This is a genomic window from Pelodictyon clathratiforme (assembly GCF_982375515.1).
This window is the reverse complement of record NZ_OZ455102.1, coordinates 28,708-47,581: the sequence shown is the minus strand read 5'-3', so window position 1 is coordinate 47,581 and position 18,874 is coordinate 28,708. Positions and strand designations below refer to the sequence as shown.

The following is an 18,874-nucleotide window of genomic DNA, read 5'->3' as shown; positions in this document are numbered from 1 at the left end:
TGTAGAAAAAAATGCGATCTGTACAAAACGAGACCGGAACTGAAAACCATCAATCATGGAATGACGACGTTATTTGTGGGTTACCGGTTTTTTGAGGGCGTCAATTATTATTTTTTCAAACACCTCTTTGCTTCGTCCACCGGTAATGACCTGGGTGATGCGACCTGACGAGTTGACAACAAATGAGGTCGGAATTGCACGAATCCCTCCTTCGATATATCGGCTGAAAGCCTTGATCAGTCGCTCTTCGACCATGACCACAGGATAGCTGATGCCGTTCTTTGTTATAAAAGCACGCATGGAGGGTTCATTTTCATTGACCGCCACACCGATAAACGTAAACCCCTTTGATTCATACTTCTTCTGAAGGAGAACCATATCAGGAATCTCTGCCCTGCAGGGAGGACACCATGATGCAAAAAAATTAACGATATAAGCCTTTCCTGCAAGTTTAGTCGATGCTACCGTTTTGCCATCAAGAGAAACTGCAGTAAACTCTGGCGCCAATGGCAAGGCTGCAGCAGGAGTGGGAGCAAACAGTGTCGCGGCAAGAGTGCCGAGGAACAAGAGTGCAAACACCCGCCTTTTCAATGAAAACACCATTTTTTTCATACGAAACCGATTAAAAGTAAAATAATCTCTATTGACTACGCTCCGTAATATAACAATTCTTCTTTTTTGTGACGGCCATAAATCACGCGATATTTAGTCTTTGTGATTCTCTATAAAAAAAAATATATTTGCACTTGATTTTTCGCCCTGCTTAAGCCACCTTAGCTCAGTTGGTAGAGCAACTGTTTCGTAAATAGTAGGTCGTGGGTTCAAGTCCCTCAGGTGGCTCGTATCCGGAACAGCCAAGGCAGAGGAGTCATGTGACGCGCAATTAATAAGAGAGAAGGCACAGTAGCCCGGAAGCACCAACGTTTGATTACACAATAAAATCCTATCCAAACTGTCACTATGCAAGAAGGTAAGATTTCCCAAATCATCGGCCCTGTAGTTGATGTCGATTTCCCTGAAGGGCGGCTTCCGTCAATTCTGGACGCGCTGACTGTAACAAGAGCTGACGGCACCAAACTCGTTCTGGAAACGCAACAGCATCTTGGAGAAGAACGTGTCCGTACTGTTGCCATGGAGAGCACAGACGGCCTTGTACGAGGCATGAACGTTACCCATACAGGCAAACCAATACAAGTCCCTGTTGGTCTTGAGGTTCTTGGCAGAATGCTGAACGTTGTCGGAGACCCGATTGACGGTCGCGGCCCTGTCAATACCAAAAAAAGTTACTCGATCCACCGTCTGGCACCAAGATTTGACGAAATCTCGACAAAGGCCGAGATGTTTGAAACCGGTATCAAGGTTATCGATCTTCTTGAGCCTTACTCCCGAGGTGGTAAAACAGGTCTTTTCGGCGGCGCAGGTGTAGGCAAAACCGTTTTGATCATGGAACTGATCAATAATATTGCCAAACAACAGTCCGGATTCAGCGTCTTTGCCGGGGTCGGCGAACGAACCCGTGAAGGAAACGACTTGTGGCATGAAATGATGGAGTCCGGCGTTATCGACAAAACGGCTCTTGTTTTTGGCCAGATGAACGAACCTCCAGGCGCCCGTCAGAGAGTCGCGCTTACCGGCTTGAGTATTGCCGAGTATTTCCGTGACGAAGAAGGGCGTGACGTGCTGCTCTTTATTGACAATATCTTCCGCTTTACCCAGGCAGGTTCGGAAGTCTCCGCACTTCTCGGACGTATGCCGAGCGCCGTAGGCTATCAGCCTACCCTGGCAACAGAGATGGGTGAACTTCAGGACAGGATTGTTTCCACCAAGAAGGGTTCTGTTACCTCTGTACAGGCCATTTATGTTCCTGCAGATGATCTTACCGATCCTGCGCCGGCAACTGCGTTTGCTCACCTTGATGCAACAACGGTGCTTTCGCGCTCAATTGCCGAGCTTGGTATCTATCCTGCTGTTGATCCCCTTGACTCAACATCGCGCATTCTCGACCCGAACATTGTCGGCGACGATCATTACGATACTGCCCAGGCCGTCAAACAGCTTCTGCAGCGCTACAAGGATCTTCAGGATATTATCGCTATTCTCGGTATGGATGAGCTGAGTGATGAGGATAAACTTGTTGTTTCAAGAGCAAGAAAAGTACAGCGCTTCCTTTCGCAGCCATTTTTCGTTGCCGAAGCCTTTACCGGTCTGGCAGGTAAATATGTGAAGCTTGAAGAGACCATCAAAGGCTTCAAGGAGATCATCGCAGGAAGGCATGACAATTTGCCCGAAAGTGCATTTTACCTGGTCGGAACCATTGAGGAAGCCGTAGAGAAAGCAAAAACGCTCTAAACAAAAGCATTAACCATGGCGAATTCCGATAAAGGCTTTCACATAGAGATCGTCACTCCCCTGAAGCTTCATTTTTCAGGGGAAATTGTCAGTGTCACGGCACCGGGTGAGCTTGGTCAGTTTCAGGTACTGAAAAACCATGCACCATTGCTCTCCTCTCTGACAAAAGGAACGGTCAAACTTGCCTTGGCAGATCGTAGCGAACAATCGTTTTCAATCCTTGACGGTTTTTTTGAAGTCAGCAGCAACAAGGCAATTCTGCTGACCGAAACCATTTCCTGATTTCATACCAATGAATGATCAACATCAGCGCTCTCAAAGGCGCTGATGTTTTGTGGTGTTATGAAAACCATTACCCCAAAAGCCCTGCACAAGGGAGATACCATTGGCCTGATCTCACCCTCGTCACATTGCGCCTATCCAGAAAAAATTGGGCAGGCAATCGGTTATCTCGAAAAAAACGGTTACCAGGTCAAGCCCTCGCGCCACCTCAACTGTATTGATACCGATCCGGCAATTGCCGACCAGCACAAACTGCATGATCTGCATGAGATGTTCCGCGAACCCGCCATAAAGGCAATCATCTGCCTGCGAGGAGGAGCCGGAGCTTCAAGACTGCTAAAAAAAATAGATTATAGCCTCATAGCGGACAATCCGAAAATATTTGTCGGCTATTCGGACATTACTGCATTGTCGCTCGCCCTCTTTGCAAAAACAGGCCTGATCAGTTTTTCAGGGCCGATGCTCACCACAGAACTGTACGAACCGACACCCTACACCGAAGAGCATTTTTGGGAAATGCTCACCTCACCCTCCTATGCACTTTCGCTTCGGAACCACCCGGCCCACCCCGTAACCTGCATCAGAGCGGGTGAAGCTGAGGGGAGCCTGATCGGCGGCAATCTCTCCGTCCTCTCTTCAATGATCGGAACGCCCTATCTGCCCTCATTAAATGACGCGCTGCTTTTTCTGGAAGACATTAACGAACCGGCATACCGCATCGACAGAATGCTCTCGCATCTCGACAACGCGGCCTTACTTGCGTCATGCAAGGGAGTTCTTTTCGGCCAGTTCGGCAATGGCGCGGAGAATACAAAAGAGGAACATCTCCGCTTGCAAAATATCTTTGCCTATTACAGCGAACACGCCCATACCAATGGCCCGGTAATGAGGGGGCTCTCTTATGGCCATATCAGAAATCTGATGACTATCCCTGTTGGAGCCCGATTCAAAATGCGGGTTACTGAAACAGGCGACTTTTCTCTCGGAGCACTCCATCCGGTCATCGAAGAGTAGCCAACTCTCTTGCATCTCCGGGTCAAGGTAGCTATTTTTGACTTTCTAACCTGATTGTGTTGATCATGAACTCCTCTCTTGCAAACAGGTGGACGGCATCCCTGACCACTCCAGTAACGAAACAGCGAGAACAAGGCTCCGGGCCCGACCTGCTTGATGCTTACCGCGTTGTCCTGTTCAATGACGAAGAGCATACGTTTGAGGAAGTGATTGAACAGATCATCAAGGCCGTACGCTGCAGTCGCCAAAAAGCTGAAAAACATACATGGGAAGTCCACACCCGAGGCCGCAGCATTGTTTTCGCTGGAGCAATGCTTCTCTGCCTTCGGGTAAGTTCGATTCTTGAAGAGATCGCCCTTAAAACTGAAATCCAGACCAGTTGATCGACTGATAGCCGACGTTGATGTTTAATTTTTACCGGGTTCAGAAAGTGCGAACCATTGAGGCCAAACCTCCATCGGCCAGCCTGCCACCTGAAACTGCCGATAAATGACTGCCATCCACTGACGCAGTTCAAGCATCGTCATCTGCAAACGAGCAGGCTCTCCACCGTCATCAAGTGGAAAGATAATGGCTGCGCCTCCAGCAGGACAAAAAAGATCGACCTTTTCTGGCAACACCGAACGCGAAAGGCCCGTACTCCTCACCGGCTCTGAAAACTTTTGCTGCCACCCCGCATCGTGCTGCTGAACAGAGAGCATCAACCCTTTGTCAACAAGATGCGAATCAGGTGCAGAATGCTCAAGATGGTGTACAAGTTTCGGCACCAGCCGCCTGCAAAGACGCTGGGTCAACCAGAAAACCGCACGCTCCTCACCATCAAGATCAGCCAGCATGCGTATCCGGTCTTCAATCTCTATATACTGTAATGTGACTTTTTTCAGTTTCACCATGTGATTCCTTCACCATTTTTCACTTCCTGTTCAACGCCAAACCAGAAACCCTCTCCTGCCTGTATAAGCTAAACGTACTCAATCCCGCCCAAAAGCCCAAGCCAGCGACCACCCCTATAGCCGTGAAGTACCTGTATTGCCGCATGAAACGAGGCGATCCCATGATTTTTCCGGATCCGCCCGCATTTCAAATTATCCTTGACGCCCCATCCTTTTTTGTTATCTTTACAACGATTTATATAGAACCGGTATGTAAGCATGTAAGTTCATCGTCCGCGGTTCAGTAAAGAATTACTAATTTATTAACAGAACCCGAGAATGGATAAACACCGCAGCAACAAGGATACTTCGAAGACCCCTTATACATCGACGGATACAGAAATTCCAACACAGGATCAGATTATCGAAGCTGAACGCTGTGGTTTTCAATGCCAGGCAAAAGCTGCAAAAGTTCGAGCTGAAGTGCTTTTTCCCGGTGTTCTGGCGGCGATTACCGTAGCAGCCGCAGCAACGTTTCTGTCAGACCATTATGGCGCTCCAACGATGTTGTTTGCTCTGCTGATTGGCATGGCATTCCGGTTTCTCTCGGAAGATAACGGTAAAGCGCTTGCAGGCATCCAATTTGCCTCCACAACGATCCTTCGTATCGGCGTGGCGCTTCTCGGAATGCGCATTACCATCGATCAGATTCAGTCTCTCGGCATCAAACCCTTGACCATCGTTATCGGCTCGGTGTTTCTTACCATACTTTTCGGTATTACCCTTTCCAAAGCAATGGGCAGAGGAAAACGCTTCGGCATTCTTACTGGCGGAAGTGTAGGGATCTGTGGCGCATCTGCCGCACTGGCCATTGCAGCCATTCTTCCCAAGGATGAATATAATGAGCGCAACACCATTTTTACCGTTATCAGTGTAACTGCTCTGAGTACCCTTGCAATGATCTTTTATCCCATCGTAGCCAGGCAGTTCGGGCTCGACGATCAGGCTACCGGTATATTCCTTGGCGGAACCATTCACGATGTCGCCCAGGTTGTGGGTGCAGGTTATTCGGTTTCGGAAAAAACCGGCGATACCGCTACCGTAATAAAACTGTTACGCGTTTCCATGCTCGTACCAACGGTGTTCGCTCTCTCGATGATATTCCATACCCGAACAAAAATTGATGGTGAAACGGCAAAAAAGTTTTCGTTCCCTCCTTTTATTATCTTTTTTGTTTTACTGGTCGGTATCAACAGCACCCATCTGGTTCCTGATCAGATGAATAAATTCATCAATGAAGTTTCACGCTGGAGCCTGGTGACCGCCATCGGCGCACTTGGTATGAAGACCTCACTGAAATCTCTTTTTGAAGTCGGCTGGAAACCAATTTCCATCATCATGGCAGAGACAGTATTTCTTGCGACACTTGTTCTGGGAGCCATTTACTGGACCTCCTGATGCCTGAACAGCAGTTGCATTCTGCCAGTCAGAATACAACTGCTGCTATTACGCCACAAACACGAACACGCAGATTCCATCCGAACAGGCATCCCTCAGACGATCTGGCATTGCCAAAAAAAATAAAAAAAATCTTCTACCCAATACTTGAAAAAAAGTAATCAAAACATTACTATGTAAGATTACTATATATTCATATAACCAGATGGTAACATCCAAAGAATCGTTATCCAATAGATCAAATTTACTTTGAATCCCCTGATTTATCGTCTTATATTTGCTTCGATCCGTTTCTGAAAACATCTTTTTTCATTATCGAGTACGATTTTGTCGGATAACGAGAAAAAAAATATCATCAAACCCGCAAAGGGCTCCTGAAACGCGACAATACCAGGCACCGTACCGGTTTGATTGCAAAAAAACAGACCGACCTGCACGCAGGTAAGGAATAAGGATTACAGTACCCAACTGAAAGACAGAGATTTACGAGTGACAAAAAGGGCTTTTCATCTGCGTCAAAAAAAATAAGGCGTACTTTTGAACAGACGATTTGACAAGCGCTTGAAGATATCAGTATTCTTGACAGGCTCTCCATTTCTACTCTATACCGTATGACATGCTTTCAACTGTAGCCCAATAACTTAACCAGCAATAACTCATGTCGTTAGTCAATCCGCATGGCAGGGAAAAGATTTTAAAACCGCTTTTATTGTCCGGGCAGGCGTTGCAGAATGAACAGGAACGAGCAAAGTCAATGGCCAGGGTCACTCTTTCATCAAGAGAGACCGGTGACCTGATCATGCTCGGTATCGGTGGATTCACTCCCCTGAGTGGCTTCATGGGATATGAGGACTGGAAAGGAAGCGTCGAGGAGTGCAAGCTGGCTGACGGCACCTTCTGGCCCATTCCCATTACCTTGTCAACAACCAAAGAACAGGCCGATAAGCTGAAAATCGGAGCGGAAGTTGCTCTGGTGGACGAAGAATCGGGAGAGACGATGGGAAGTATGACGATTGAGGAGAAATATGCAATCGACAAGTCACATGAGTGTCGGGAAGTTTTTAAAACCGATGACCCAAAACACCCCGGGGTACTGATGGTCATGAACCAGGGCGACGTCAATCTTGGCGGTAGCGTAAAAGTGTTCAGCGAAGGTTCTTTTCCCTCCGAATTCGAGGGGATCTATATGACTCCGGCCCAGACAAGAAAAATGTTTGAGGATAATGGCTGGAGCACCGTAGCTGCTTTCCAGACAAGAAACCCCATGCACCGCTCTCATGAATATCTGGTCAAGATTGCCATAGAGATCTGTGACGGTGTACTGATTCATCAACTTCTCGGAAAACTCAAACCCGGCGATATTCCTGCCGATGTCAGAAGAGACTGCATCAACGTCCTGATGGACAATTATTTCGTCAAGGGCACCTGCATACAGGGTGGCTATCCGCTTGATATGCGATATGCCGGCCCAAGAGAAGCTCTGCTCCATGCATTATTCAGACAAAATTTTGGCTGCAGTCACCTGATAGTCGGAAGAGACCATGCGGGTGTCGGAGATTATTATGGCCCCTTTGACGCACACTATATTTTCGACCAAATTCCGAAAGATGCGCTGGAGACCAAGCCATTAAAAATTGACTGGACCTTTTACTGTTACAAATGTGATGGTATGGCCTCCATGAAGACCTGTCCCCATACAAACGAAGACCGACTGAATGTAAGCGGCACAAAACTCAGAAAAATGCTTTCCGAAGGAGAAGAGGTCCCTGAGCATTTCAGCCGTCCGGAAGTGCTTGAAGTCCTGCACCGCTACTACGCAACACTGACTGAAAAAGTTGATATCGGGCTGCAGACCAATACTGGCGGATAATAACGTTACCAATCGACGCTCTCATGTAGAGAAGTTTTTCTGACGATTTTTTTCTTCATAGACTAGTCCAATAGCTTCGTAAATCGCAGGTTTTGCCTGCAAATATTTGGTAAAGGAGGACAAATTATGCCGAGTTTTGTCATTAAAGAAAAATGTGACGGCTGCAAGGGTCAGGAAAGGACAGCATGTATGTACATCTGTCCCAATGACCTCATGAAGCTTGATGTTGACAGGATGCTGGCCTGGAACCAGGAACCGGACCAGTGCTGGGAGTGCTACAATTGCGTGAAAATCTGTCCACAGCAGGCTATCGAAGTCAGGGGATATGCTGATTTCGTACCACTGGGTGGAAATGTGATTCCGTTAAGGGGAACAGATGCTATCATGTGGACGATCAAATTCAGAAATGGAATCCTGAAACGCTACAAATTCCCGATCAGAACGACTTCAGAAGGTTCGATTGATCTCTACTCGGGCAAGCCTGAGCATGATTACGCCAATCTGAAAAAGCCAGGATTCTTCAACATGACAGAGTATCCAACACTATAAACAATTAAATTGCTCAGGAGGTAGATCCATGGGAGTAGAGAAAAACGAATTCAAGTTTTGCAAGAAGCCCGAAGTAGTTTACATAGATACGGATATTCTGCTTATAGGTGGGGGTATGGCTTGTTGCGGTGCAGTATATGAAGCGGCCAAATGGGCCACACCAAAAGGATTAAGAATCACCATGGTCGATAAGGCATCGGTCGACAGAAGCGGCGCCGTCGCTCAGGGCCTGTCGGCAATCAATACCTATTGTGGTGAAAACGATCCTGCCGATTATGTAAAATATGTCAGAACAGATCTGATGGGCATTATCCGGGAGGATCTTGTCTATGATCTCGGAAGGCACGTAGACAATTCTGTTCATCTCTTCGAAGAGTGGGGTCTCCCCGTATGGAAAAGAGATGAGGATGGTTCTACCCAGGATGGCGCAAAACCAGCTCCAAAGCTGAGCGAGGGGGGCAAGCCAGTCAGATCAGGCAGATGGCAGATTATGATTAACGGAGAGTCCTACAAAGTCATCGTTGCCGAAGCCGCAAAAAAAGCACTTGAATTCAACAGAAAGGCAACTGGCGTCGACCAGAACCTTTTTGAGCGGGTCTTTATCAGTGAGCTTATCCATGACAAAAACGATCCAAACAGGATCGCAGGCGCCATCGGTTTCAGCGTCAGGGAAAATAAAGCCTATGTGTTTACAGCAAAAACCATGTTGCTTGCCTGTGGTGGCGCTGTGAACGTCTACAGACCACGTTCAACGGCTGAAGGCCAGGGTCGTGCATGGTACCCGGTCTGGAATGCAGGTACCACCTATGCTCTTGCCGCCCAGGCAGGATGCGAGCTGGTACTGATGGAAAACAGGTTCGTTCCGGCAAGGTTCAAGGATGGTTATGGACCAGTTGGAGCATGGTTCCTCTTCTTCAAATGTAAAGCCACCAACTCCCTTGGAGAGGACTATTGCGTCACCAATCTGGCGACCGCCAACAAGGATTTTGGCAAGTATGCCGAAGATCCCCACAAGCTCACCACAGCCATGAGGAACCACATGATGATGATCGACATGAAGGCCGGTAAAGGCCCGATCCTCATGAGGACTCACGAGGCGATGCAGGCGCTTGGTGAAACCATGACGCCGAAACAAATGAAGCATCTTGAAGCCGAAGCATGGGAAGACTTCCTCGACATGTGTATCGGTCAGGCCGTCGTATGGGCAGGAAACAACATCGAACCGGACAAAACACCTTCAGAGCTTATGCCTACCGAACCTTACCTGCTCGGTTCTCATGCCGGTTGTGCCGGTATCTGGGTCAGTGGTCCGGATGATCTCAAGGGCTTCCCTGCAGAATGGAACTGGGGCTATAACAGGATGACCACCGTTGACGGTCTCTTTACCGCCGGTGACGGTGTTGGAGCCTCTGGTCACAAATTCTCGTCAGGCTCACATGCAGAGGGACGGATTGCAGGCAAGAACATGACCGCCTACTGCCTCGATCATGTAGATTACAAACCTGAACTCGGCAGGGATGTGGAAGAGGTGATTGCTGAAATTTACGCGCCAATGGAGATCTTTGGCAAGAACAAGGATTACAGCACTGATCCAAATGTCAACCCCAACTACATCCGGCCAAAAATGTTCCAGGCAAGGTTGCAGAAGATCATGGACGAATATGTCGCCGGTGTCGCAACATGGTACACCACCAGCAAAACCATGCTCGAAAAAGGTCTGGAACACCTGTCACTGCTCAAGGAAGATGCCAGCAAAATGGCGGCTGAAGATAATCATGAACTGATGCGCTGCTGGGAGAATTATCATCGCCTGATGGCAGGTGAAGCCCATGCCCGTCACATTCTGTTCCGTGAGGACAGTCGCTATCCTGGTTACTACTTCAGAGCTGACCACTTCTATGTTGATGACGAAAACTGGAAATGTTTCACGATTTCCAAGTACGACAGAAGCACCCAGAACTGGACACTATCCAAGAGAGACTACGTTCAGGTCATTCCTGATTAATGGCAAAAAGTGACACTATTGTTATTGAGTACATCCCCGAGGTTCTTCCTTGGGGATTGCTCTTCTTCATGCAAGAGTGTCAAGTTGATTAACGTAACGCGGGAGCATCCGTTCAAAGGTTCCCTTCCGAATGACTTTTGAGAGTTTATCCGCAGAGGAAAATCATGTCAGTTGAAACTATTCTAATTGTTGGCGGTGGCATCAGTGGCATAACCACTGCCGTTGAGGCTGCAGAGGTTGGTTATAACACCGTTCTTGTTGAGAAAAATCCATACCTGGGGGGACGGGTGGCGCAGCTTAACAAGTATTTTCCAAAACTATGCCCCCCCTATTGTGGTCTGGAGATGAATTTCAGACGCATCAAGCTTAATCCAAAAATAACCGTCTACACCTTGACCGAAGTAGAGGAGGTGAGCGGTAAAGAGGGGAATTTCAGCGTCAGGTTAAAGGTAAATCCACGGTATGTGAATGAAAAATGCACATCCTGTAACGCCTGTGTGGACGTATGCCCTGCTGAAAGGCTCAATGAGTTTAATTTCGGAATGGACAAGACCAGGGCAATCTATCGGCCCCATGAAATGGCCCATCCCATGAGATACGTTATAGAGCGAAACGCGTGCAGTGATCCTTCATGCAACAAATGTGTGACGGCTTGCAAATATAATGCTATCGATCTGGCTATGAAGCCGGAAACCGTAGAGATCAAGGCTGGCAGTATTGTTTATGCCACAGGCTGGAAGCCTTATGATGCCGCCAATATGGAAAACCTCGGTTTCGGACGAATCAAAAACGTCATTACCAACATGATGCTGGAACGGCTTGCTGCGCCAAACGGGCCAACCGGAGGGAAAATTCTCAGGCCATCCGATGGGCGAGAGGTGAAAAAGGTCGTGTTTGTGCAGTGCGCAGGATCACGGGACGAAAATCATCTGAATTACTGTTCGGCAATCTGCTGTATGGCATCCCTTAAACAGGCAACCTACATCAGGGAGCGCATTCCCGATGCAGAGGTATTTATTGCCTACATAGATTTGAGAACACCAGGCAAGTACGAAGATTTTCTCGGAAAGGTACAGGCCGACGAACACGTCAAGATGGTTAAAGGCAAAGTCGCCATGATCGAAGAAGATTCCGCAACTGGCAATGTTATCGTTACCTCCGAAGATGTCGAAGGTGGCAGAAAAAGTCGTCAGATTGCTGATATGGTGGTGCTGGCCACGGGTATGGTACCTTCTGTAAAGGAAAATGCCATGCTGAATTTTGAGCAAAACGGATTTATTCAGGCTGGCAAGACGCCCGGCATCTATTCTGTCGGCGTAGCGAAAAGGCCATCTGATGTTACATCATCCATTCAGGACGCAACCGGGACGGCATTGAAAAGCATTCAAAGTTTGGTGAGGAGTTAAAACATGGCTGACGATAATAAAATTGGAGTATACCTCTGTACCGACTGCGGAATCGGAGAGATGTTGAATGTTGACGAACTCGAAGCCGTAGCAAAAAAAGAGTTCAAGGTACCCGTCTGCAAAAAACATCCGTTTCTCTGTAGCCGGGAAGGTGTTCAGATAATCAAGGACGACATCAATAACGGTGAGGTCAACAAGATTGTCATTGCCGCATGTTCGCCAAGAGTGAATACCGATGTTTTTAATTTCGACCCGTTAAAGTATGTAACCGAACGGGTCAATCTGAGAGAACAGGTAGTCTGGGTCAAGTCCTCGACAGAAAAGACAAACGAGGGAAGCCAGATGATGGCTGCCGACTATATGCGGATGGGCATAACAAGGATTGGCAAATCAAGTATCCCTGAACCGAAGTACACCGATGTCAACCGGACACTGCTTGTGGTCGGAGGAGGCGTTACCGGCCTTACTGCAGCGCTTGAGGCATCAAAAGCTGGCTATAAATCCGTGCTTGTTGAAAAAGCACGGGAGCTTGGAGGCCAGGCGAAAAAGATGTATAAAGTCTTCCCGACTGCACCACCCTTTGCGGAGCTTGAAAAGCCGACAATACTCGCAAAAATCGAGGAGGCACGGAACGACGGAAACATCAGCATCCATACGGATACCACCATTGCTTCCATAGAGGGCGGTCCAGGGATGTACAAGGTCACGATTAACAAACAGGGTACAACCGAGAGCTTCGAAGCTGGCGCCATTGTCCTTGCAACAGGCTGGCGTCCCTACAATCCTGATAACCTTGCGCATCTCGGTTACGGAAAATTCCGCAACGTGATCACAAACCTTCAGATGGAGGAACTTGTCACCAAAGGCAACGGCAAGGTACTCAGACCCTCCGACGGCAAACCGGCAAAAAACGTTGTTTTTATCCAGTGTGCAGGTCAGAGAGATGAAAAGCATGTTCCCTACTGTTCCTCTGTTTGTTGCAATGTATCGCTCAAACAGGCCAAATATGTCAGAGACTCGGATCCGGATGCTGGTGCATTTGTCATATACAAAGACATGCGTACCCTCGGGCTGTACGAAAACTTCTACAAGACATCCCAGGATGACGAAGGCGTTTTTCTGACCAAAGGCGAAGTTCTTGGTCTTGAAGAGGGTCCGGGAGGAAATATATACGTCGAAATCAACAACCATCTTCTCGGCAGAACGATGAAGATCAATGCTGATATGGTCGTACTTGCCACCGGCATGGTATCTGGCATGGTTCCTGAAGACAGAGGTGTAAATAATCTCACTCCTGAGTACATCGGCAATTTTGTCAAGAGAGAAACCTCTGATGGAGAAATCGTAGAGCTGGAGCCACTAAGTCTTGCCCTGAACCTGAAATACCGCCAAGGCCCTGAAATGCCGCATCTCAAATGGGGCTTTCCTGATTCACACTTTATCTGCTTCCCTTACGAGACCAAAAGAACGGGCATCTATGCCGCTGGCGCTGTCCGCCATCCGATGGACGCAGTGCAGTCGGTAGGCGATGCAACGGGCGCAGCACTTAAAGCTATCCAGTGTATCGAACTCACGGCGCAAGGGCGTGCCGTGCATCCCAGAACCTGGGATCGTACCTATCCGGAAATCAGGGTTGAAAGCTGCACCCAATGCAGACGATGCACGGTCGAATGCCCCTTTGGAGCCTACGATGAGGAGAAAGATGGCACCCCGCTTCTCTATCCTTCACGCTGTCGTCGCTGTGGAGTATGCATGGGCGCATGTCCACAACGGGTTATCTCATTCAAGGACTACAGTGTTGACATGATTTCCTCTGTCCTGAAATCAATCGAAGTCCCTGACTCGGGTACCTTTATTCTCTGTTTTGTCTGTGAAAACGACGCCTATCCCGCACTTGACATGCTGGGACTGAACCGGGTTGGCCTGAATACCAATTTCAGGTTTATTCCCTTACGCTGCCTCGGTGGCCTGAATCTGGTCTGGATTGCCGATGCCCTCTCACAGGGTGTTGACGGTATCCTGCTTCTCGGTTGTAAATTCGGAGATGACTATCAGTGCCACTATATCAAGGGCAGTCAGATGGCAAATGAACGACTTGGAAAGGTTCAGGAGACTCTTAGTCGTCTGATGCTTGAATCGGAAAGGGTTGAACAGGTACAGCTTGCTATCAATGAGTGGGAAAAACTGCCTGGCATTATCGAGGAGTTCTCAAAAAAAGTTGAAGCAATTGGTGAAAATCCGTACAAAGGATTCTAAAATAATTACTACGAATAACAGAAACAGGCCCTCTCAGATAACAACCTGTTTCTGTTGTCCATGTTTATTCCGCTGTTAATTTTGGAGGTTTTTTATGGCTCAAGAAACTGCATTTACACCAGATATCAAGTTTATCAGGGAGCTGAAAGCTGCTGGTGCCGATACAATGAAAAAGTGCTATCAATGCGCTACGTGCTCTGTCGTATGCCCATTGTCTCCTGATGACAGGCCGTTTCCGAGAAAGGAGATGGTGATGGCACAATGGGGACTGAAAGATGAATTGCTCAAGAGCGCCGACATCTGGCTCTGCCACAACTGCAACGATTGTTCCAAATACTGTCCTCGGGGAGCCCGACCTGGTGATGTGCTTGCAATATTGAGGAAAAGCGTCATTCAGGAAAACGCATTCCCCAGGATAATGGGCAAGATTGTTGGCGATCCGAAAAATATCTGGCAGGCCATGGCAATTCCTGTGCTCTTTTTTCTCGTCATCCTTGGTATCACCGGACACCTGAACTTTCCTGAAGGAGAGATTGTCTTCTCCAAGTTTTTTCCTGTCCACTATATCGACATGATTTTCGTTCCACTCTCAGCCCTTGCAGTGCTCATGTTTGCGGTCAGCATGAGCCGGTTCTGGAAAAATATCAGCGCAGAATCTGGCAACAAACTGCCGAAAGGCGATTTTCTTCCGAGCTTTATGGAGACGCTCAAGGAGATCATGTTGCACTCAAAATTCAGGAAGTGTGACGAAAACAAGGATAGAGGCATAGCTCACGTACTTGTTTTTTATGGCTTTATCGGTCTCGCAATCACGACTGCCTGGGCAGTATTCTATCTCTACGGGCTGAAATGGGAATCACCATATCCGCTTGACGATCCAGACATTCTTGCACTGCTGGGTGGATCAACAACCATGGTCTGGATTGCAAGAACCATTTTCAAGCTTGTTGCAAACATCAGCGCCATTTCGCTTCTTGCCGGCGGAGTGCTGATCATTAAAAACAGGCTTAAAGAGCGTGGATTTGAAACCAGCACATCCTCTTTCGACTGGATATTTGTAGGAATCGTCCTGCTCGTAGGTCTGTCGGGCTTCCTGGCACAAGTAATGCGAATGATGAATTTTCCGCCTGTAATTGCATACAGCACCTATTTCATCCATCTGGTGCTGGTGTTTTACATCATCATCTACATGCCTTATTCAAAGCTTGCACACTTTGTCTACAGAACCGTAGCTATTACCTATACCAAAATGATGAAGCGGGATGTAGAAATGTAATGCAGCAGGGAAACTGAATGCTCTTGAAAGGGATCGCCGCAAAAACTGCGATCCCTCTTTTTTTTGCACTCACTCTTCTATGATCTGGCCCTTCATGCCATCAGGAGTAAAGACGCACATGGCCTCAAAAACCCCGTTATCCGGATAGCACATGCAACGGTAGGATGCCGTTTTGTTAAAGTTGGTTTTAAGATTGTTCCAGCCGTTGGCGTAAAGCTTGCAATCATCATTGAAACAGATGTAAAAGTAAGGTGTACACCAGCCAAGCCCATCCCCATAATTAAAAGGAGGTGGCTCACATTTTTTCATTTTCGTTCCGCAATGGGGGCAATCCGGAGCTTCCGTAATCTTCATAACACTGCTGATTAACACGATTTTTTAGGTAAATTGATGGCGTTGAGTGAGTTACCCAGAGCATTATGGCTTGAAACAAAGCCGCCCCGGAAACTCATCCATGATAAATCATCTTCACAGTATATACAATTTATTTTACTTGACAGCCCGCTCTTCTTTCTGCTTTTCTGCGGGGTTAATGACGGTAACGAATTAAAACAGGTGGATTATGGAAAACTTCCTTGACAAGCTCGGTATAGAACTCAATGAACAAACCAGACTAACCAGCGAAAGCACCTTTCAGTTCAGTTGCCACAAAGGGCTTTCGTGCTACAACAACTGCTGCAGCAATCCCGATATTTTCCTCACTCCGTATGACATCCTGAGGATGAAGAACAGGCTCGGTCTCTCGTCAGCCGAATTTCTTTCGGCATACACCGAACCGGTAATCCAGCAAGAATCGAAGCTCCCTTTTGTCAGGCTGAAACTGCACGATGAGGGCAAGTGCAAATTTGTTGCAGAAGAGGGGTGTACCGTTTACAATGACCGGCCTCTGGCATGTCGTTATTACCCGATCGGCTTCGGCATCCACAAAAACGCAACGGCAGGAGGAAACGACTTCTATTTTCTCATAAAAGAAGCGCACTGCAAGGGGTTTGAGGAAGAACAGGAGTGGACAGTCGGAGAGTGGCGAAAAAGCCAGGAGATCGATGACTATGACGACAAAAACAGGGTCTGGATGGACATCATTCTCGACAAAAAACTGCTGAGTCCCGAACTCGAACCAAATGAAAAAAGCCTGAAAATGTTTTTCATGGCCAGCTATGACCTCGATGCCTTCAGGGACTTTATGATGGAAAGCCGCTTCCTTCAGGTGTTCGAGGTAGATGATGAACTGCTTCAAATGGTAAAAACCGACGAAGCAGAACTGATGCTCTTCGCCCACCAATGGCTGCAGTACGCCCTCTTCAAAAAACCAACCATGACGCTGCGGCAATCATGAGCGTTCTCCAAAAATAAATCCAGCAGGAACGCTGAAAAAAACGCAGGGCACAGAAAAAGAGCGCCCTGCGTTTTTTGAGAGCACCTGGCTACAATGACAATCAGTAGGTAACCACCGAGTCAGCACTCATCACTTCATGAACAAGTGTTCCGGCGGCGCCGATCTGCACACCATCGACCAGATCCCCGGGAGCAATATCTCTTTCCTTAATACACGGGGAACAAAGATAGAGTTTTCCACCCATATCCATGAAGGTATCAAACAGCTCTCCGAGAGGAGCAAACCCCTCAGCCCTGACCTTTTCTGCCTCTCCTTTTTTTGCCAGAACCACCGCCGATGACTGAAGAAACATCACAACCTCAACATCCAGTGACTGTGATGCCGTAGCAAGCACGAATGGCAGGGTGGCCTTCTCATGGTTTTCTTGACCAATGGTACTGATAATGAGCAGTTTGCTGCTTTCCATATGAGTATGGTTTTTAGAGTTCCTGAATATCTGCAAATGTTCGATCGCTGATATCGATCCTTCAGGATACAATATAGTGCAACGTAAAAATTTTTTTATCGATAGCGGGAACTCTCTTTTGCTCATTCAGCCTTCATCACCGAATCTCTTTTAACCACACCCTTTCCTGATTTATCCCTGCTGGTTTGTTATATTCCTTGTTTTACTCTGTTAAACGGGAGTACCCGGAGCTATTTTTCCACACTATTTTGAACGAACGATGAGCAATTCTGACCAGACACGGGTGCAAAGTGTCAATCTGCCTCCTGATAAGGTGATGCATAAACTGGTTTCACTGGCCAAACGTCGAGGGTTTATTTTCCCGTCATCGGAAATCTATGAGGGACTCTCCTCATGCTTCGACTATGGGCCACTGGGCAGCGAGATGAAAAGAAACATCAAGGAACTCTGGTGGAACTCAATGACCCGTCGCCACCAGAATATTGTAGGGCTTGATGCATCGATCATGATGAACCCGAGGGTATGGGAGGCTTCAGGTCATGTAGCAAGCTTCAACGATCCGATGATTGACGACAAAACCACCAAAAGGCGCTACCGTGCTGACCATCTGATCGAAAACCATATTGAGAAATTGCGACGGGACGGCAAGGAGGAAGAGCTCCTGAGGGTACAAAGCGCATATGAAGCCGTCGCCGGGGCAGAGGACTCGAACCGTGCACTCTACGATATTATCATTGCCGAAGGGATCAAGGCACAGGACACCGGCTCGGGTGACTGGACAGAGGTACGCCAGTTCAATCTGATGTTCCAGTGTAATATGGGCGCTGTTGCCGATAAATCAAATATTGTCTACCTGCGGCCCGAAACAGCCCAGGGGATTTTCGTGAACTTCCATAACGTTCGCGAATCTTCACGCATGAAGGTACCGTTCGGCATAGCCCAGATCGGCAAAGCCTTCCGAAACGAGATTGTGAAAGGAAACTTCATCTTCCGCATGGTAGAGTTTGAGCAGATGGAGATGCAGTACTTCGTCAAACCCGGTACCCAGGCGGAAGCCTTTGAGGCATGGAGAGAAGAGCGGTTTGCCTGGTATACCAGCGCCCTTGGCCTCAGAAAGGAGAAACTGCACTGGTACAAACATGACAAGCTGGCCCATTATGCCGACCTTGCCTACGACATCAAGTTCGAGTTCCCCTTCGGTATTGAAGAGATTGAGGGGATTCACTCCAGAACCGATTTTGATCTGAAACAGCATCAGGAGTATTCCGGCAAAAATATGGAGTATATCGACCAGCTCACCAATGAGCGCTACCTCCCCTATGTGGTGGAAACCTCTGCCGGATGCGATCGACTCTTCCTGGCGCTGCTTGCAGATGCCTACACAGAAGATACCGTTGATGGCGATGAACGTGTTGTGCTGAAACTCTCACCGAAAGTCGCTCCCATCAAAGCAGCCGTACTGCCGCTGATGAAAAAGTGCGGAATGGGAGAGATGGCCTCACTGCTGAGAGAAGAACTTTCAGCGGCACACCTTGTCCAATATGATGATGCAGGCTCTATCGGCAAACGCTACCGCCGCCAGGACGAGATCGGCACACCCTTCTGTATCACGGTTGATCATCAGTCTCTGGAGGAAAACAGCGTCACCGTACGTTACCGCGACACGGCAACACAAGAGAGGATCGAAATTTCGAGGGTACGGGAATTTCTCGCCTCAAAACTAATCACGCTTTAA

At 47.9% G+C, this 18,874-nt stretch carries 17 protein-coding genes and 1 tRNA gene; 14 read left to right on the top strand and 4 right to left on the bottom strand.

Annotation, left to right across the window (positions count from 1 at the left end; genetic code table 11):
* Nucleotides 1-69: 69 nt before the first annotated feature.
* Nucleotides 70-612, bottom strand: coding sequence for a TlpA family protein disulfide reductase (locus tag AC56AD_RS00220; RefSeq protein ID WP_012506904.1), 543 nt, complete (start codon nt 610-612; stop codon nt 70-72).
* A gap of 155 nt (nt 613-767) precedes the next feature.
* Between AC56AD_RS00220 and AC56AD_RS00215 the strand changes: the two genes are divergently transcribed.
* The 5 genes from AC56AD_RS00215 (at nt 768) to AC56AD_RS00195 (ending at nt 4,028) form a co-directional block, all read left to right on the top strand.
* Nucleotides 768-840: transfer RNA gene (locus AC56AD_RS00215), tRNA-Thr, on the top strand.
* A gap of 120 nt (nt 841-960) precedes the next feature.
* Nucleotides 961-2,349 (top strand): F0F1 ATP synthase subunit beta, encoded by a 1,389-nt coding sequence (gene atpD, locus AC56AD_RS00210; protein WP_012506903.1) that lies wholly within the window; start codon nt 961-963, stop codon nt 2,347-2,349.
* Between the two features lie 15 nt (nt 2,350-2,364).
* A complete protein-coding gene (locus AC56AD_RS00205; RefSeq protein ID WP_012506902.1) occupies nt 2,365-2,631 on the top strand; it encodes a F0F1 ATP synthase subunit delta/epsilon in 267 nt (88 codons plus the stop codon).
* 60 nt (nt 2,632-2,691) lie between these two features.
* A complete protein-coding gene (locus AC56AD_RS00200; protein WP_041526587.1) occupies nt 2,692-3,645 on the top strand; it encodes a S66 peptidase family protein in 954 nt (317 codons plus the stop codon).
* Between the two features lie 65 nt (nt 3,646-3,710).
* Entirely contained in the window at nt 3,711-4,028 is a 318-nt protein-coding gene (locus AC56AD_RS00195; protein ID WP_012506900.1) for an ATP-dependent Clp protease adaptor ClpS, read from the top strand.
* 24 nt (nt 4,029-4,052) lie between these two features.
* Here AC56AD_RS00195 and AC56AD_RS00190 read toward each other — a convergent pair whose 3' ends face one another.
* A complete protein-coding gene (locus AC56AD_RS00190) occupies nt 4,053-4,538 on the bottom strand; it encodes a hypothetical protein (protein ID WP_012506899.1) in 486 nt (161 codons plus the stop codon).
* Between the two features lie 318 nt (nt 4,539-4,856).
* Here AC56AD_RS00190 and AC56AD_RS00185 point away from each other — a divergent pair, with 318 nt between their 5' ends.
* The 7 genes from AC56AD_RS00185 (at nt 4,857) to qmoC (ending at nt 15,337) form a co-directional block, all read left to right on the top strand.
* The gene (locus AC56AD_RS00185) at nt 4,857-5,975 is read left to right on the top strand and encodes a YeiH family protein (RefSeq protein ID WP_012506897.1); all 1,119 of its coding nucleotides are present in this window, start codon (nt 4,857-4,859) and stop codon (nt 5,973-5,975) included.
* Nucleotides 5,976-6,633: 658 nt separating this feature from the next.
* Nucleotides 6,634-7,845 (top strand): sulfate adenylyltransferase, encoded by a 1,212-nt coding sequence (sat, locus tag AC56AD_RS00180; protein WP_012506896.1) that lies wholly within the window; start codon nt 6,634-6,636, stop codon nt 7,843-7,845.
* A gap of 126 nt (nt 7,846-7,971) precedes the next feature.
* Nucleotides 7,972-8,394, top strand: a complete 423-nt coding sequence (gene aprB / locus AC56AD_RS00175; RefSeq protein ID WP_012506895.1) for an adenylyl-sulfate reductase subunit beta — start codon at nt 7,972-7,974, stop codon at nt 8,392-8,394.
* Between the two features lie 28 nt (nt 8,395-8,422).
* On the top strand, nt 8,423-10,399 hold the full coding sequence (gene aprA / locus AC56AD_RS00170) for an adenylyl-sulfate reductase subunit alpha (RefSeq protein ID WP_012506894.1): 1,977 nt from the start codon (nt 8,423-8,425) through the stop codon (nt 10,397-10,399).
* 164 nt (nt 10,400-10,563) lie between these two features.
* Entirely contained in the window at nt 10,564-11,805 is a 1,242-nt protein-coding gene (locus AC56AD_RS00165) for a CoB--CoM heterodisulfide reductase iron-sulfur subunit A family protein (RefSeq protein WP_012506892.1), read from the top strand.
* Nucleotides 11,806-11,808: 3 nt separating this feature from the next.
* A complete protein-coding gene (locus AC56AD_RS00160) occupies nt 11,809-14,061 on the top strand; it encodes an FAD-dependent oxidoreductase (RefSeq protein ID WP_012506891.1) in 2,253 nt (750 codons plus the stop codon).
* A 94-nt stretch (nt 14,062-14,155) separates the two neighbouring features.
* Nucleotides 14,156-15,337 (top strand): quinone-interacting membrane-bound oxidoreductase complex subunit QmoC, encoded by a 1,182-nt coding sequence (qmoC, locus tag AC56AD_RS00155; protein WP_012506890.1) that lies wholly within the window; start codon nt 14,156-14,158, stop codon nt 15,335-15,337.
* A gap of 69 nt (nt 15,338-15,406) precedes the next feature.
* Here the strand turns inward: qmoC and AC56AD_RS00150 are convergent, their stop codons facing one another.
* Nucleotides 15,407-15,691, bottom strand: a complete 285-nt coding sequence (locus AC56AD_RS00150; RefSeq protein ID WP_012506889.1) for a hypothetical protein — start codon at nt 15,689-15,691, stop codon at nt 15,407-15,409.
* 208 nt (nt 15,692-15,899) lie between these two features.
* On the opposite strand from AC56AD_RS00150, the gene AC56AD_RS00145 reads away from it, so the two are divergent.
* Nucleotides 15,900-16,673 carry a YkgJ family cysteine cluster protein gene (locus AC56AD_RS00145; protein ID WP_012506887.1) on the top strand — a complete coding sequence of 258 codons (774 nt, stop codon included), beginning with the start codon at nt 15,900-15,902 and terminating at the stop codon, nt 16,671-16,673.
* A gap of 100 nt (nt 16,674-16,773) precedes the next feature.
* Here AC56AD_RS00145 and AC56AD_RS00140 read toward each other — a convergent pair whose 3' ends face one another.
* On the bottom strand, nt 16,774-17,139 hold the full coding sequence (locus AC56AD_RS00140; RefSeq protein ID WP_012506886.1) for a DsrE family protein: 366 nt from the start codon (nt 17,137-17,139) through the stop codon (nt 16,774-16,776).
* A 259-nt stretch (nt 17,140-17,398) separates the two neighbouring features.
* Here AC56AD_RS00140 and AC56AD_RS00135 point away from each other — a divergent pair, with 259 nt between their 5' ends.
* Entirely contained in the window at nt 17,399-18,874 is a 1,476-nt protein-coding gene (locus AC56AD_RS00135) for a glycine--tRNA ligase (RefSeq protein WP_012506885.1), read from the top strand.

What these genes read in the sequence shown, in the direction of transcription:
- sat (WP_012506896.1), top strand. Translation starts at nt 6,634, where the DNA reads ATGTCGTTAGTCAATCCGCATGGCAGGGAAAAGATTTTAAAACCGCTT.
- AC56AD_RS00205 (WP_012506902.1), top strand. Translation starts at nt 2,365, where the DNA reads ATGGCGAATTCCGATAAAGGCTTTCACATAGAGATCGTCACTCCCCTG.
- AC56AD_RS00135 (WP_012506885.1), top strand. Translation starts at nt 17,399, where the DNA reads ATGAGCAATTCTGACCAGACACGGGTGCAAAGTGTCAATCTGCCTCCT.
- AC56AD_RS00165 (WP_012506892.1), top strand. Translation starts at nt 10,564, where the DNA reads ATGTCAGTTGAAACTATTCTAATTGTTGGCGGTGGCATCAGTGGCATA.
- aprA (WP_012506894.1), top strand. Translation starts at nt 8,423, where the DNA reads ATGGGAGTAGAGAAAAACGAATTCAAGTTTTGCAAGAAGCCCGAAGTA.
- AC56AD_RS00190 (WP_012506899.1), bottom strand. Translation starts at nt 4,538, where the DNA reads ATGGTGAAACTGAAAAAAGTCACATTACAGTATATAGAGATTGAAGAC.
- qmoC (WP_012506890.1), top strand. Translation starts at nt 14,156, where the DNA reads ATGGCTCAAGAAACTGCATTTACACCAGATATCAAGTTTATCAGGGAG.
- aprB (WP_012506895.1), top strand. Translation starts at nt 7,972, where the DNA reads ATGCCGAGTTTTGTCATTAAAGAAAAATGTGACGGCTGCAAGGGTCAG.
- AC56AD_RS00160 (WP_012506891.1), top strand. Translation starts at nt 11,809, where the DNA reads ATGGCTGACGATAATAAAATTGGAGTATACCTCTGTACCGACTGCGGA.
- AC56AD_RS00145 (WP_012506887.1), top strand. Translation starts at nt 15,900, where the DNA reads ATGGAAAACTTCCTTGACAAGCTCGGTATAGAACTCAATGAACAAACC.
- AC56AD_RS00200 (WP_041526587.1), top strand. Translation starts at nt 2,692, where the DNA reads ATGAAAACCATTACCCCAAAAGCCCTGCACAAGGGAGATACCATTGGC.
- AC56AD_RS00185 (WP_012506897.1), top strand. Translation starts at nt 4,857, where the DNA reads ATGGATAAACACCGCAGCAACAAGGATACTTCGAAGACCCCTTATACA.
- atpD (WP_012506903.1), top strand. Translation starts at nt 961, where the DNA reads ATGCAAGAAGGTAAGATTTCCCAAATCATCGGCCCTGTAGTTGATGTC.
- AC56AD_RS00140 (WP_012506886.1), bottom strand. Translation starts at nt 17,139, where the DNA reads ATGGAAAGCAGCAAACTGCTCATTATCAGTACCATTGGTCAAGAAAAC.
- AC56AD_RS00220 (WP_012506904.1), bottom strand. Translation starts at nt 612, where the DNA reads ATGAAAAAAATGGTGTTTTCATTGAAAAGGCGGGTGTTTGCACTCTTG.
- AC56AD_RS00150 (WP_012506889.1), bottom strand. Translation starts at nt 15,691, where the DNA reads ATGAAGATTACGGAAGCTCCGGATTGCCCCCATTGCGGAACGAAAATG.
- AC56AD_RS00195 (WP_012506900.1), top strand. Translation starts at nt 3,711, where the DNA reads ATGAACTCCTCTCTTGCAAACAGGTGGACGGCATCCCTGACCACTCCA.